The sequence below is a fragment of the Planotetraspora sp. A-T 1434 genome (genome assembly GCF_025420585.1).
GTDB lineage: Bacteria > Actinomycetota > Actinomycetes > Streptosporangiales > Streptosporangiaceae > JAOEGB01.
Map to the genome: position 1 here is coordinate 111,040 of NZ_JAOEGB010000026.1, position 14,469 is coordinate 125,508.

A 14,469-nucleotide genomic window follows, 5' to 3' on the forward strand; every position below is an offset into this window, starting at 1 on the left:
TGGAGGTTCGCCAGGCCGGCACCCATGACGGCGGAGGAGCGCGGCGCGGCCCTCATTGCGCGTCTGCAGGAGATGTGGGATGAGGGGGCCCAGGGACTTCTCCTCCGGAGACTTCAAGCCATTGTGGGAGTCGACGGACATCTCCCGCGCCTGGGTTCAGAAGAAGCTCAAGCAGCTGGCCGAGGCGGGCGTGCTGGGGGGCTACGACGATGAGGCGCAGCGCTACCTGACGCCGGAGCGGCGGGAGGTGTGATGATCGCGTGGCACCCTCCAGGGAGCCGCGGTTGAGGGGTTGGGGGGAGGGTTACAGGTCAGACGGGGTGCCACGGTGCGTGGCACCTCCGTGGCAGGGCGGGCGTGGCACCGTGGCCGCAAGATCAAGAAGCGGTTCGCGCGCATCCCACGCGCAGCCGTACGCGCGAGGCGCCTCGCACAGCTTCCTTGTGAGCCGAGCAGACTGGTCGGTGGCTGTCAGGGACTCGAACCCTGGACGCCAGCGAGAGGTCACCTTTTGGAGCTGCGGCTGACGCCTTTGGCGATTTGAGAGACGCGCGGCTGGGAGATCCCGAGCTTCTCGGCGGTATCGGCGAGGGACAGCGTCTGCCGCATGGTCAGGACGGCGTCTTGGCGGACGGCGCGTAGCTCGGCCTGGATGTCGGGCATGGCATCTAGGACGTCGCTGACGGCGCGGGCACGGGCGACGGGGTCGGGGATGGCGGCGAGAGTGGCTATGACGTCGCGGATTGCGGCGTTTCCGGTGATCTCGGTCATGACTTAAGGGTACCCCTCACGAGTATTTAGGGGTGCCCTTGACGGGCATCTCGGCTACCACATCGCGTACTGCCGGAGCGTCCACGAGGTGGCTCATCGCACTGCCCCGACGCGTTCCTCGGACCGTTCCTGAACGCAGACCTCGGCGAGGACGTCAAGGGATACGCCCAGGGCGGAAGCCAGAGCCGCGATGGTGAAGAACGCCGGAGTCGGCACGCGGCCGGTCTCAATCTTGCGCAAGGTTTCCACCGACAAGCCGGCGGCAGCGGCGATCTCGGCCATACTGCGTCCCCCTCTGGCCTGGCGAAGGAGACCGCCGAGGCGGTGGCCGCGTTGATGGTCAAGCTCGGTCAGCGGTGGTCGAACCATGTCCACGATCCTAGCGCACCGTGATACTAATACCGGTATAACAATACCGGGATAAGTATTGGATCCGGGAGGCAGCACATGGTGGAGATCAAGACCGAGGCCGAGTTGAGTGCCATGCGGGAGGCCGGCCGTGTCGTCGCGCACGCCCTCGCCGCGATACAGGAGCTGGCCGCGCCGGGGGTCACACTGACAGATCTCGACGAGGCGGCCGCGGCGGTCATCCGCCAGGAAGGGGCGACGCCCGCGTTCCTGCACTACAAACCGGGCTTCGCACCGACGCCGTTCCCCGCGGTCATCTGCACGTCCGTCAACGATGTGATCGTGCATGGCATACCCAACGGGTACCGGCTGAGAAGAGGCGATCTGCTCAGCGTCGACTGCGGGGCCTACCTCGACGGCTGGGCCGGAGACGCCGCGACCACCTTCGTCATCGGCGAGCCGGCTGGTGATGCCGCCGACCCTGCCGATCTGGCGCTCGTCGAGGCGGCTCGGGCGGCGCTGAGCGCGGCGGTCGCGGTCGCGGTCCCGGGCGGACGGCTGGGCGACCTCGGGCATGCCATCGCTCGAGTGGGCAGGGCGGCGGGGTACGGCATCATGGCCGACTTCGGCGGCCACGGCATCGGCCGCCGCATGCACGAAGACCCCCACGTGCCGAACGAAGCTCGGCCGGGGCGTGGAATGGTCCTGCGGCCCGGACTGGTGCTGGCGATTGAGCCGATGTTCATCGCGGGCGGCGCCGACCGCTACCGGACCGCCCCGGACGGCTGGGCCCTGCACACCTCGGACGGCAGCCGGGCCGCCCACATGGAACACACCGTGGCGGTGACAGACGACGGCCCCCGCCTTCTCACCGTGCCATGAAGGCTGCCATCAACACCCGGCCATCAACACCAGGGCCGATGCGTTCTCAGTCGGTGAGACAGAGTAGCTGAAGGCCGATCCGGCGGGGCCGGACCATGCCTACCTCAGTCCGGGATGCTGAAGGTATGGGACCAGACGAACCGCGACGCAGCGTGGACACCACGCGCGTACTCGACCACACGGCCGCCAGCCGTACGGGTCACCCGGTGCGGCTCGACCACGGGCTCGCCGGCGGGCAACTCCAGGAGCACGGCCTCGTGAGCGGTCGGCATGCGCGCCGGAAACTCTCTACACCACCCCCTCGCCGGAGCAGTACGCCGCCGCCGTCCAGAAGTACACCGGCTGGTCGCCGACCTGCTGCTCGGCCGGTGGAAGTGCGCCGACGGCTGTGGAGCAGGAGGAGGTTGATGGCCACCAGATCAGGGGCCAGGGGAAAACCCACCCCCCCCCCCGCGTCGGGTCACGATCCACTGAAGGGTTTTGCGTGCGGTTCCATTTTATTACCGTGACGAGCCAGCCGATGCCGGCTAGCAGCTTACCGCGATATAAGCGCTGAGGACTTCGCCGAACCCTTCAACGAAGGCGTCCCATATACAGACCCCACCGGGGCAGACCCCAGCGTGTCGGCGAGTCGATGGTGATCGGCGCCGAGGGTCCGGTCATGGTTGTCTTCTTTGTTAGTCAGCTCTTCAGGCCTGACTGAACTTCCGTCAGTGCGGTTGGTGAAATATGGCAGCGGATCTTGTGCCCGTTGCCCGTTTGCCGCCACGGAGGCGCCTCGGTGTCGCAGATTGATCCGATTTTGCGTGGGCAGCGGGATGCGAATCGGCAGCCCGGCTGATCGGCGGACGGTGGTGGCATCGGGCCGGTAAGGCGTATGCGGCTGACTTGTTCCGAGGAAGATCGCAGGCGCGGGATCGCCGACACGAGGGCCTCCGTGTAGGGATGGTGCGGGGCGGCGAACACGTCGGCGGCGTCACCCACTTCGACGAGCCAGCCCAGGTACATGACGCCTATCCGGTCGGCGAGGAAACGCACTACCGCCAGGTCGTGGGAGATGAAGACATAGCTGGCGTCGCTCGTTCGCCGGGACTCCACGAGCAAGCTCAGGATCGAGGCTTGGACGGACACGTCGAGTGCGGAGACGGGCTCGTCGAGGAGAACGACGTCGGGGCTTCCGGCGAACGCGCGGCCGATCGCGACTCGCTGCTTTTGCCCACCGGACAGCCGCGTCGTCTTGGACTCCACCTGCGCCTGATCCAGGCGGACGCGCCGTGCCAGTTCGAGGACCGTGGTGGCGCTGCCGAGTTTTTTGATGGCACGCTGCAAAATGAAGCGCACGCTGTGTCGGGGGTTGAGCGTGCTGTCGGGGCTCTGGAACACCATTTGGATCGCGCGTTTCACGTCGCGCGGGCGTCGGGACAGGCGGCGGGGAACGTCGCGTCCGCGCAACAGGATCTGGCCTGCGGTCGGCTCGACGAGGCCGGCGACAATGCGGGCCAGTGTCGTTTTCCCGCTTCCCGATTCGCCGACGAGGCCGAAAATCTCTCTTTCGCGGATTTCCAGGGAGAGATCGTGAACGACGGTGGTCTTCTTGTAGGTCTTGGTGACATTGCGCAGTTGTAAGACCTCAGGGCGCCGCTCGGTGACGGGGAACTCGTCGCCCGGTTCGGTCAGCGGTAGTGGCGATGCGTCGTCCGCGTGGTAGCAGCGCACCGTGCGGCCCTCGCCAAGAGCGATGAAAGGCGGTTCCTCGGCAAGGCAGTCGGATTGGGCCAGTGGGCACCGTTCCGCGAAGCGGCACCCTTGTGTCACCGTATCCAGGCTCGGCGGTGCACCAGGTATCGGGCGTAGGTAGCGAGTGCCCTTCGCATCGCCGAATCGCGGGATCGACGCGACCAGTGCGCGCGTGTAGGGATGCTTCGGCGCATGAAGCACCTCCGTTGCTGTGCCTTGTTCGACGACTCGCCCGGAGTAGAGGATTGTGACCCGGTCGCAGATCCGCGCGACCAGCCCGAGATTGTGACTGATGAGCAGGATGGCGGTGTTCGACTGGCTTCGGATGGTGCCGATGAGGTCGACGATTTCGGCTTCGACGGTCGCATCCAGCGCGGTTGTGGGTTCGTCGAGGATGAGCAGTTTGGGGTTTGCGGCCAGCGCCATCGCGATGACGACTCGTTGCTGCTGCCCGCCGGAGAGCTCATGGGGGTATCGGCGTGCCAGATGTTCCGGTTCGGGCAGGAGAACGCTGCGCAGCATCTCGACGGCTTGCGAGCGCGCTTCGTCCCCGGCAGCTGAGGTGTGGAACCTGAAGACCTCGGCGATCTGGTCTCCGACCCGCATGGACGGGTTGAGAGCCGAGCCGGCCTCTTGATACACGATGGCGACGTTGTTGCCGCGTTCGTGCGTGAGTGCGGCGTGGCTGAGCTGCGTCATCTCGACGTCGCCGATTCTGATGGTGCCGCTCGTGATACGGCCGTTGTCGGGGAGGTAGCGCAGCAACGAGAAAGCAAGCGTGCTCTTGCCCGACCCCGACTCGCCGACGATGCCAAGTGCTTCTCCTGGGCGGACATCGAGCGACACGTCACGAAGAACGGGGCAGGACTCGCCTCGAACCATGTATGCGACATTGAGGTCCATAACGGACAGCAGTGGCGGTTCTTGTGTCGCGGTGGTCACTTGAATGCCTTCCTGAGTCCGTCGGCTGCGAGGTTCACGCCGACGATGAACGTGGCGAGGGCGATGGCTGGGGCCAGCAGCGCCCACGGTGATATTTCGATGTAGGCGCGTTGTTCGGAGATCGTTCGACCCCAGTCGGGCGAGGGCGGTTGCAGGCCGAGGCCGAGGAACGACAAGGTCGCCGCCGTGAACACCGCATATCCCAGGCGGATCGTGGCTTCGACCAGGATCGGGCTGGTGACGTTGGGCAGCACCTCGATCACCATCGAGTAGAAGCCGCGTTCGCCGCGCATCCGGGCTGCTTCGACGTAGCCCTTCTGGACTTCGTCACCCACCGAACCGCGGACGGTCCTCGCGATCTGCGGGACGAAGAAGACGGCGATGAGGATGATGACGTTCAGCAACGATGACCCGAGAATGCCCAGCACCAGCACCGCGACGATGAGCGTGGGAATCGCCATCAGTACGTCGACGGCCCGCATCACGAAGATGTCCACGATGCCGCCGTAATAGCCGGCGACCAGACCGAGGAGTGCGCCGAAGATGACGGCCAGGACGGTCGCGGCCGGAGCGATGAGGAGCACGGTCTGTGCGCCCGCGAGCACCCTCGACAGCACGTCGCGGCCGAGATTGTCGGTGCCCAGCAGATGAGTCGAACTGGGCGGCTCGAACGAGTGGAACGGGTCGACCGCCTGCGGATCGTGCGGGACGACGAGCTGCCAGGCAACGCCGACGAAGACCCAGAACAAAACGATCACGGCGCCAGAGATGAAGGTGGGGGACGTCGACAGGGTCTTGATGATGTAACGGCGGTTGCGTCGTGTGCGGTTCGCCTTGGCGTCGGCCGGGGATTCTGGCGGGCCGGGATCGTGCGGCGTCTTCCCGTTCGGCTCCGGCGCGAGGGTCTGGCGGGTGGTGGGCTGGTCGGTCACCGGGAGCCTCCGAGGCGGATCCGCGGCACGAGCACCGCGAAGAGCACGTCTGCCAGCAGATTGGCCAGCATGATGATCAGGCCGAGGGTAAGGGTCGCGGCTTGCACGACGGTGATGTCGTGGCCGGTCGCGGAATCGAGCAGGAGCTTGCCAATACCGGGATAGTTGAACAGGGCTTCGACGACGATGAGGCCGCCGACCAGGTACGTGACCTGACCGGCGATCACGGCGACGGTCGGCGGTAGCGCGTTGCGCGTGACATGGCTGACAACGATGCGGCGCCGCGGCAGCCCCTTGAGAATGGCGGTGCGATAGTACGGCTGCGCGAGTACGTCGATCGTTCCCGCTCGCGCCATCCGGGCGATATAGCCGAACAGGACGAACGCGAGCGGTATGGCGGGCAAGATCAGGTATTCCAACCGCACGCCGAAGCTCGAACCCGGCGGGGCCACAGCTGTGACCGGGAGCCAGTGCAAGCCGATGGCGAAGATCGACAACAGGACGACGCCGGAGACGAACTCCGGGATGACGGTGAGCGATACGCCACCGATGGAGACAAACCTGTCAAGCGGTCCGGCTTCTTTGAGCCCTGCCGCGATGCCCGCGATCACCGAGATCGGGACGATGGTCACGAACGCAACGGCGGCGAGCAGCAGCGAGTCGCCCAGTCGGCCCATGATCAGGCCGAAGACCGGCTCCTGGAGCAACTGCGACTGTCCCCAGTCGCCGGTGACGAATCCCTTGAGCCAGGAGAAGAACCGGGTCCACAGCGGCTGGTCGGCGCCCAGTTTGTGATTCAGGATGGCGACCTGGTCAGCGGTCGCGTGGGGCCCGAGGATGGTTTGGGCGAGGTTGCCGGGAAGAACCTGACACAACACGAACACCAGCAGGGAGACCACCAGTAGTGTCAGTGCGATCTGGCCGACCCGGCTCAGCAGATAGTTGCGCATTGTTTCCCGGCACCTCGTCCGTGTGTTAGTGGCTGATCCAGGCGGAGGTCAGCACGATGTTCCCGATTGGCGAGGGCGTGATCCCGTGCACGTTCTTGTTGGTGGCCTGGGTGAAGTCCTGGAAGAACGCGACGACGACGGGGACCTGATCGTGAAGGATCTTCGCTGCCTGGGTCGCGATCTGCTGACGCTTGGCGGGATCGATGGTCGCGTCGTATTGGGCCAGCAGCGCGTCGAACTGGGGGTTGGAGAAGCGGGAGGAGTTCCACACACCCTTCGTGATCAGCGAAGCCTCGATCAGCTGCTCGGGGACCGGGCGCGTTCCCCAGGTCACAATGGTGAACGGCTCCTGCAGCCAGGGGGTGTTCGACCCAGTTCCGTAAAAGGCGTTCGAGGACAGCTGTTTGATGTCGATGTTGATTCCGGCCGGTGCGCAGTTCTGTTTGATGAGCGCGGCATAGTCTGGGACGCCGGGTTCGTCGTCGATCGTGAGGGTCGCGGTGAAGCCATGCGGGTATCCGGCCTGAGCGAGAAGGGTCTTCGCCTGGTCGATGTCACGGGTGCGCTGTGGGATGCCCTGCGGCTGAATCGAGTAGATCTGTGACCAGAGGTGGTCGTTGGCGATCGTTCCCTTGCCTTGTGTGACTCCCTGCAGCGCTCCCTGGCGGTCGATACAAAGCGCGACCGCCTGACGGACACGCACATCGTTGAACGGCTTCTGCGTGACCTGCATGTTCAGCGCCAGGTAACCCGCCGACGGGCCGGCGATCACGTTCACACTCGGGTTCCGGTACAGGGAGCTGTCGACGTCGATCGCCATGTCCACGGCCCCGCCGGTCAGGGCGAGCGCCTCAGCCTTCGGGTCGGAATAGTAGGTGACGTCGATCTGTGCCAGATACGGCTTCTGTCCCCAGTAGTCGTTGCGCAACTTCAGGGACGCGCGCTGCGCCGCCTGATAGTTGGTGAGCGTGTACGGGCCGGTGCCGACCGGATTCTTCAGCCAGTCGCCGGAGTAGTTCGCGGGCAGAATCACGGTGTTGAAGTTCGCCGGTGACACCAGATAGGGAAAGTCCGCATACGGGCGGTCCAAATGGAACACGACCGTGTCGTCACCGGCTGCCTCCACCTTGCCTTGGCCCAGGGTGCCCTCGAAGTTCGTCAAGGCACCGGAGCTGTTCTTCGGATCGAGCACCCGGTTGAACGAGGCGACGACATCCTGGGCGGTCATCGGCTGGCCGGTGTTGAACTTCACCCCCTGGCGGAGGGTGAAGGTCCAATTCTGCGCCTTCGCGTCACTCGTCCAGCTGGCCGCAAGCTGCGGCTCGAGCGTCGACTTGGACCCCACCACGTTGACCAGATACTGCGCCACCTGCTGCACCACGATGATCGACGACCCGTCCGCCATCGTGATCGGGTCGACCGCGGTCGACGGCTTGACCGCGCCGACCCGGAGTGTCCCGCCGGAAACCGGCGTGGAGCCTCCGGATGAGCCGGGTCCTCCACCGGCACCACTACAGCCCGCAAGAGCGAGCGCGGCAACGGCGATCGCGCCCACAGCAGCGCGCACGCCGTACCGAGGTCGCCGGCGTCGCGCCGCGGGCGAGACTGCCTCTGGGGTTTGGGGTTGCTGGTTCACATTTCTCCTCGCTGAGGCAGTAGAGGTTGTTGTGTCCAGTCCGTGCCGCTGGGTGCACAACGAACCTGGTACGGGCGTCCACGTCCCCCGGTGATGCATCGAAGGCTAGCCTGGGCTACCGTTGCGCGGTAGGTTATGCCACAGAGCGGTAGCAAGCAAGCAGATGACGGTATAACCGATTCAGAGGACGGATTAATGACAAAAGACGCGGATCCGGGCATTCGCACCCTGGACCGAAGCTTGAGCTTGCTCAGCTTTGTGGTGAACGCCGAGACTCCGCAGACTCTCGCCGAGGTCGCAGCACAATCGGGCCTACCGTTGAGTACGGTAGCGCGGCTGCTGAAAGGCCTGGAGGCGGCGAACTTCATCGATCGCGACTCCAGCGGGCGCTACATCACAGGGTTGGCGTTCCTGCGTCTCGCCGCCGTTGCGATCAACTCCTCGCCCTGGCTGCGTATCGCGGAGCGCCACCTGCGCGGGCTCGCGTCGTCCACAGGTGAGTCCGCCTACATGGCCGTGCTGGACGAGACCGGAGAGAACGCCGTCTATGTGCTACGTGCGCCCAGCCCGAACCCCATCCGTCACTGGACCTCCTCGGGCCGCCCCGAACCCGTCGACGGCACCGCCATGGGTGCCGCTCTACTCAGCAACGCCGGCCCCGAGGGTTACGTCGCCGTCGAAGGCGCGGTCACGCCCGATGTCACTGCGATCGCTGCGCCGTTGTACGGATCCGACGGTAGCGTCCGCGCCGCCATCGCCGTCATCGGCCCGAGCTACCGGATCGCGCCCGAGCGGGTGACCGTTCTCGGGGCCGCCGTCAAAGAACTCGCCGACCTTCTTTCCAAGGACGTGGACCGTTTGGTCCATCAAGGCGTCTAACCGACACGAACCGGATAGGACCGATCACCGTATGTCTAGCCTCCCTCCCGCCCCCGGCGCCTCGCTCACGCAGCCCAAAGTCGACGCGCTGCGTGAGCGCGCGCACGCCACGCTGGCAGGCCTGGCCATCGGCGACGCGCTTGGCATGCCCACGCAGATGCTGCCGCGCAAGACCGTGGTTCGCCTGTTCCCCACGTTGACCGGGTTCGAGCCGGGCCCCCAGGAAAACCCGATCAGCCCGGGGCGACCGGCCGGCGAGTACACCGACGACACACAGCAGGCGTTGATGCTGGCACAGCTGCTCGTCGAAGGCCACGGCCGCATCGACGCCCACCGCTTCGTCGAGATGCTGGCCGCCTGGGCCAAGGAGGCCGAGATGAACGGGACCGAGCAGCTCGGCCCATCATCCCGCAAGGCGATCGACGCCATCCTGAACGGTGCGGCCATCGACGATGCCGGCAGCTACGGCGCCACAAACGGTGCTTCGATGCGCATCGCTCCCATCGGCATCGCCTTCCACGCCGACGACCTCGAGACCTTGATCGACCAGGTGCAGGAAGCATGTGCGCCGACACACAACACCGGCGTCGCCATCGCCGGCGCGTCAGCGGTGGCCGCCGCCATCTCCTGCCGCCTGGAAGGGCACTCCTTCGATGAGGCGCTGCAGGTCGCACTGGCCGCGGCCGAAGCCGGCGCGGAGCGGGGCCACCACTTCAACGGCTCCGATGTCGGAGAACGGATCAAGTGGGCCATCGACTACGTCGCCGACCTCACCGTCGATCAGGTCATCGACCGCGTGTCTCGGCTTGTCGGCACAGGCGTGCAAACTCAGGAGACGGTCGCCGCGGCCTTCGCACTCGCCTCCCGATGGCCGAACGACCCCTGGCAGGCTTGCCTCGCCGCCGCCCAACTCGGCGGCGACACCGACACCGTCAGCGCGATCACCGGTGCGATCGTCGGCGCCGGTGTGACTCCAGAGGCGTTCCCCGACGGCTCTCTCGCCCAGGTGGAGACAGTCAACAACATGAATCTGCGGAAGGTGTCCGACTCTCTCGTGGATCTCCGCCTCGCAACCGCGAACCGATGACGACCACCGCGACGTTTCCGTCCTTCCCGATCAGCAGACTCGTCCGGGTCGGCAGTGCGATCGTGGACATCCTGCTCTACGTCGGCCACTTGCCCACACGGGGCGGCGACGTCATCTCCTCCAGTTACCTGCACGCCACAGGAGCCGGATTCAACGTACTCGTTGGCGCGCGGCGCCTCGGCCTGCCCGCCGCGTACGGCGGCTTGATCGGCGACGGCCCGCACGGAGTGAAGATCGCCGCCGACATGGACGCGGCCGGTATTCACCGGCTTCTTCCGGTTCGTTGTGGCCAAGACAGCGGCTTCTGCGTCGGTTTCGTCGAGCCCGACGGGGAGAGAACCTTCGCCACGATGCCCGGTGTGGACGCCACCATCGGGACCGACGATCTCGCTATGTTGCCGATCGAGGCCGGCGACGCCGTCTGCGTGTCCGGCTACGACCTCTGCTATCCCGTGTCGGGCGAGTCGATAGCCTCGTGGGTCGGAACCCTCCCGCCGACCACGTTCCTTGTCTTCGACCCGGGCCCGCTCGTGTCCAGCATCCCCCGGGACCGGTTGTCCCGCATCCTCAACCGGGTCGACATCGTGAGCGCGAACATGGTCGAAGCAGCAGCCCTCACCGGGCTCGACGAGCCGGCTGCCGCCGCGGTAGCGCTGGCAGCACGAGGCGTCGCGGTTATCGTCCGTGCCGGCGCAAGCGGTGCCTGGATCGCCTCCGGAACCGAGGTCGCCCACGCGCCGGCCCGGAGGACAACCGTTGTGGACACCACCGGGGCCGGCGACTCGCACCTTGCGGCGCTCGTCGCCCGTCTCGCGATCGGAGATGACCTTTACCGAGCCGCCCATTGGGCCAACGTTGCCGCGTCCCTCAACGTCGAGCGACGCGGCCCCAGTGCCAAGCCCACCATGAACGAGATCGTCGACACGGCAACCCGGACGCCAGAATTCACCTGGCTGATCGCCGGCCGAAGGGATCAACCGCTGTCATGATCCACACGTACGACAGGCCCGCGTACTGGCTGGAGCAACTCGTCCATCGCCCACAGCGGCGCCTCGACATCTGCGTACAGGTCTTCGCCTCGGCGATCGCCGCCTACAGGGCACCCTATGAGGCGTATGACCCGGACCTGGCACAAGTGTGGCCGGACCCGTACTCGCGGCCGGTACTCGAAAGCCTGTCGAGCTTGCTACCCCGGATAAGTGAAGCGGAGTTCAGCTATCAGGCCCCGGTGAGCTTCCGCGTCGTGCCCCGTGTCCTCATGAGCGCCAATCGCCTGGTATCCCGCGCATCCACGCTCGCGACCTCGATCGGGGCCCCGACGCGGCCTGTGCCGCCCTCGATGGTGACTCCTGTCCTGGACCAATATGTTGCCCTGTGGGCAGACCTCGCCCTGCTCGCCGACAAGATGCATGCCGCCTTGCCGCGTAAGGGCGGCAGCCCGTCTCCGCTGCTGCACGAATCCGCCCTCGCCGTCGACCAAGCCCGCGGCCGGGCCCGCCGTACCCCCATGGTCCTGCACTACCGCTCCGAGTCCATCCTCCCCGACATCCCCGACGCGAAAGCTCAGGCGGCGCACGCCGCCGAAGCCGCGGGCCGGGACGCCGGCAGAGCGTTCGCCTGCCTCGCGATCGGGGCCCTCGCCGCAGCCGGCACCAACGATCGCGCGAACCCGTTGCAGTCGCTCCACGACCGAGTGCGGGCTCTCCTGAAGCGCTCCAACCAAGTTGAGGCTGCCCGTGAGCTCGCGGACGATTTCGAGTCCGAGATATCGCAACCGGAGGAAGCGTGACCCTCACCCTGCGCGGCAAGCAGAGCTTCTCCCTGGAGTCCTTCGAGGCGGTAGCGTTCCATGGAGAGTCCGTCACGCTCAGCGAAGAAGCGCGGCAGTCGATCACCCGGGGCCACGAGGCCTTCCAACGCTTCCTGGAGCAGAACGCAGGGAAGTTCATCTACAGCGTCACCAGCGGCAGCGGACCCGACGCCAAGAAGCAGTACTCCCTCGACGAGGCCCGTGCCCGGCTGGCGACGCAACCGTGGGCCAAGCTGTCCTTCGGAGGCCCCGACCTTCCCAGCTATGTGTCCCGCGGCACGATCTTCTGCCAGCTCGCGATCCTGATCGAAGGCCACACCGCGATGGACCCCCGCAAGGCGGAAGCCATCGCGCGAATGCTCGACGGCGACGTTCCCAGCCTGCCCGAGCGAGGACTCACCGCCGGCGGCGAGCTGATGTCGCTGTTCACCTTGTTCGGCCACCTCACCCTCCAACCCGATGACGGGCTCGGAGCGGGCAACGGCGATAACGGATCTCCCCTGAGCGCAGCGATGGCGGCCTGTGCCGCGATCTTGTCACCGCGCCGGCTCGCCTTCGTGGAGCGAGTCCTGGCCCTGCTGCTCACCGCGCTCGGCTGCACCGATCTCGCCGCGGCCGCGGCCACACAGAGGCACTGGGATGACGCGGACGAAACGGGCGCGCGGCGATTCGCCGAACTGGGCGGTGAGCCGTCCGGGCCCAATTCGCCGTCCGCGCTTGAACTGTTCGCTTCCGTCTTCTATCTCGTGAGTGCCGCACGACGCGCCGTCGCCAACCTTCAGGAGATCGCTGAACTGTGCATGCACGAGCGCGGTTCCAACCCCTCGTATCTGCCCCCGTCCCCCCGTCACCCGTTCGGGCGCGTGATTTCGCACGGCGGGTACCACAACGCGCTTGTCGCACCAGCGCTCGACGAGATGGCCACTGCATGGACCAACCTGGGATCGATGCTGCACCTGTTGATCATCCGGGCTCATCAAGGGTGGGCGTCGGGACTGCCCGACAGGCTTCTTCCGCCCGGAACCAACTACGTGACCGGGAGTTCCACAACATATCTTGAATACGTACCCAATGACTTCGTCGCTGAGATGCAACGTCTCGCCCAGCCCACTCTTCTTAATCCGTGGGAGCTGGCGGCATCCACACAGGACGACGTCGGCATCCCCGCTCCACTTGCGTTCAGAATGGAGCGCCAGGTCGCCGCCTGCTTTGACGCAACCGTGGTCACCGCCGCCGTCACGGCCTCTCAAGCACTGTCATTGGGCAATACGCCTCTGGAGCGCGAACAGGGTGCGCTGCTTGATGCAATCCGAAAGCTGTTTCCCGTGGTATCCAGCCTACGCAATCTCGGCGACGAGCAAGCGAAAGCACTGGCATCGATGTCGGCCGCCATCGAAACGGGCGAAGGCCCGCTGGCGCCCTACACCATCCGGCCAACCACACCCTCAGGCTCCCTGACATCCGATCGCTAACCCCCTCGAGAAGCACGCGGTTGTCCGCGATGATCGGCCGACCCGGCCGGCTGCTCGTTGATCGCAGCGCCGCCGTACCCGGCAGCGCACTCGGCGCCACCTGAGCACCTGCACTCATGAGCAGCCACCGATGCTCGTGGAGGGTAGTGACCATGCGACCCCTGCGAGCACTGACCCGCTACGTCTCCCGATACGAGCGCGGAACTTTCGCCGCGTCGATCGTCGGCCCGTACGTGCTGATCGTCATCGCCGCGACCGTCTACGTGGAGATCGCCACACGTCAGCCGGGCAGCCAAGGTTTGGAAGCGCTCGTGCTGTTCGCGGTCACCTCTCCGACCTCGGAACTTCTCATGTTCCTGCCGCTCGGCTCATTGCCTGACCCGTTGTTCTCCCTGCTGATATTCACCGCCGCCGGACTGTTTCAGGCGTGGCTTCTCTGGCTGATTGCACGCGGACGCAGGAAGAACAAGGCCTCCGGCGGGGGCACTCCGGCTCCGGGATGATCAAGACCTGTCTCTGAAGGGCCGCTGGGTGGCTGAGGTGGGCCGGAGGTGGAGGCGTCCGCAGTATGCGCATGGATTGTCGCCCCTCCCTTCGTTACCGTGGTGACGTGACTCTCCCTGTCGGCGGACCGGATCGGTCACCGGGTAGCGAGCCCGGCGACTTCTGGACGGGCTGGTGGACGTTCATAGGAGGCCCGCTCCTGATCATTCTCGGAGGGCATGACCTGATTACGAGCGGCGGCAGCTTGTGGGGCTATGTGTCCAGTTTCACGCTCTTGATCGCCGGAGCTGTTCTTTGGCTGGAGCACGCGAAGATCGTATGGGCGCACGTTCAGAAGTCCCGCCGACCTGACCGTTGATCGCGAACTTTACGTCAGCTTCACCGCAGCGTGTCGGACCCGCGCCGGAAGACGACCACCTTCCTTCCGACGCGGACCGACACCCGCAGGTCGCGCGTGGGGACCGTCAGACTTCTTCGACGCTGCTCGGCTCGCGCCGGGACAGGTCGATGCCGAGCTCC

General features: G+C 66.0%; 14 protein-coding genes and 1 pseudogene. 8 read left to right on the forward strand and 7 right to left on the reverse strand.

Annotated features, from left to right (window positions below):
• Positions 1-79 precede the first annotated feature (79 nt).
• Complete coding sequence (locus N5079_RS28610) at positions 80-253, forward strand: nickel-dependent hydrogenase large subunit (RefSeq protein WP_261587246.1); 174 nt, start codon at positions 80-82, stop codon at positions 251-253.
• A gap of 251 nt (positions 254-504) precedes the next feature.
• Here N5079_RS28610 and N5079_RS28615 read toward each other — a convergent pair whose 3' ends face one another.
• Both N5079_RS28615 and N5079_RS28620 read right to left on the reverse strand, forming a co-directional pair.
• On the reverse strand, positions 505-771 hold the full coding sequence (locus N5079_RS28615; protein WP_261587247.1) for a hypothetical protein: 267 nt from the start codon (positions 769-771) through the stop codon (positions 505-507).
• Positions 772-864: 93 nt separating this feature from the next.
• Entirely contained in the window at positions 865-1,140 is a 276-nt protein-coding gene (locus tag N5079_RS28620) for a helix-turn-helix domain-containing protein (RefSeq protein WP_261587248.1), read from the reverse strand.
• 78 nt (positions 1,141-1,218) lie between these two features.
• On the opposite strand from N5079_RS28620, the gene map reads away from it, so the two are divergent.
• Positions 1,219-2,001 carry a type I methionyl aminopeptidase gene (map, locus tag N5079_RS28625; RefSeq protein WP_261587249.1) on the forward strand — a complete coding sequence of 261 codons (783 nt, stop codon included), beginning with the start codon at positions 1,219-1,221 and terminating at the stop codon, positions 1,999-2,001.
• A 104-nt stretch (positions 2,002-2,105) separates the two neighbouring features.
• Here the strand turns inward: map and N5079_RS28630 are convergent.
• The 5 genes and pseudogenes from N5079_RS28630 to N5079_RS28650 form a co-directional block, all read right to left on the reverse strand.
• Positions 2,106-2,276, reverse strand: a pseudogene (locus tag N5079_RS28630) (UTRA domain-containing protein); the annotation flags it as partial.
• A 406-nt stretch (positions 2,277-2,682) separates the two neighbouring features.
• Positions 2,683-4,767 carry a dipeptide ABC transporter ATP-binding protein gene (locus tag N5079_RS28635; protein ID WP_410007840.1) on the reverse strand — a complete coding sequence of 695 codons (2,085 nt, stop codon included), beginning with the start codon at positions 4,765-4,767 and terminating at the stop codon, positions 2,683-2,685.
• Positions 4,677-5,612 carry an ABC transporter permease gene (locus tag N5079_RS28640; RefSeq protein WP_261587251.1) on the reverse strand — a complete coding sequence of 312 codons (936 nt, stop codon included), beginning with the start codon at positions 5,610-5,612 and terminating at the stop codon, positions 4,677-4,679. Before N5079_RS28640 ends, N5079_RS28635 begins: the two co-directional genes overlap by 91 nt.
• Positions 5,609-6,562, reverse strand: a complete 954-nt coding sequence (locus N5079_RS28645; protein ID WP_261587252.1) for an ABC transporter permease — start codon at positions 6,560-6,562, stop codon at positions 5,609-5,611. The genes N5079_RS28640 and N5079_RS28645 overlap by 4 nt, the downstream gene beginning before the upstream one ends.
• Before the next feature lie 25 nt (positions 6,563-6,587).
• A complete protein-coding gene (locus N5079_RS28650) occupies positions 6,588-8,198 on the reverse strand; it encodes an ABC transporter substrate-binding protein (protein ID WP_261587253.1) in 1,611 nt (536 codons plus the stop codon).
• Between the two features lie 195 nt (positions 8,199-8,393).
• Here N5079_RS28650 and N5079_RS28655 point away from each other — a divergent pair, with 195 nt between their 5' ends.
• The 6 genes from N5079_RS28655 to N5079_RS28680 all read left to right on the forward strand — a co-directional run bounded on the left by N5079_RS28655 (position 8,394) and on the right by N5079_RS28680 (position 13,949).
• Positions 8,394-9,077 carry an IclR family transcriptional regulator gene (locus N5079_RS28655; protein WP_261587254.1) on the forward strand — a complete coding sequence of 228 codons (684 nt, stop codon included), beginning with the start codon at positions 8,394-8,396 and terminating at the stop codon, positions 9,075-9,077.
• Positions 9,078-9,108: 31 nt separating this feature from the next.
• The gene (locus N5079_RS28660) at positions 9,109-10,164 is read left to right on the forward strand and encodes an ADP-ribosylglycohydrolase family protein (protein WP_261587255.1); all 1,056 of its coding nucleotides are present in this window, start codon (positions 9,109-9,111) and stop codon (positions 10,162-10,164) included.
• Entirely contained in the window at positions 10,161-11,153 is a 993-nt protein-coding gene (locus tag N5079_RS28665) for a PfkB family carbohydrate kinase (protein WP_261587256.1), read from the forward strand. The genes N5079_RS28660 and N5079_RS28665 overlap by 4 nt, the downstream gene beginning before the upstream one ends.
• Positions 11,150-11,953, forward strand: a complete 804-nt coding sequence (locus N5079_RS28670) for a hypothetical protein (RefSeq protein WP_261587257.1) — start codon at positions 11,150-11,152, stop codon at positions 11,951-11,953. The genes N5079_RS28665 and N5079_RS28670 overlap by 4 nt, the downstream gene beginning before the upstream one ends.
• On the forward strand, positions 11,950-13,446 hold the full coding sequence (locus tag N5079_RS28675; RefSeq protein ID WP_261587258.1) for an aromatic amino acid lyase: 1,497 nt from the start codon (positions 11,950-11,952) through the stop codon (positions 13,444-13,446). Before N5079_RS28670 ends, N5079_RS28675 begins: the two co-directional genes overlap by 4 nt.
• 152 nt (positions 13,447-13,598) lie before the next feature.
• Entirely contained in the window at positions 13,599-13,949 is a 351-nt protein-coding gene (locus N5079_RS28680; RefSeq protein WP_261587259.1) for an SCO4225 family membrane protein, read from the forward strand.
• The last annotated feature ends 520 nt before the right edge of the window (positions 13,950-14,469 follow it).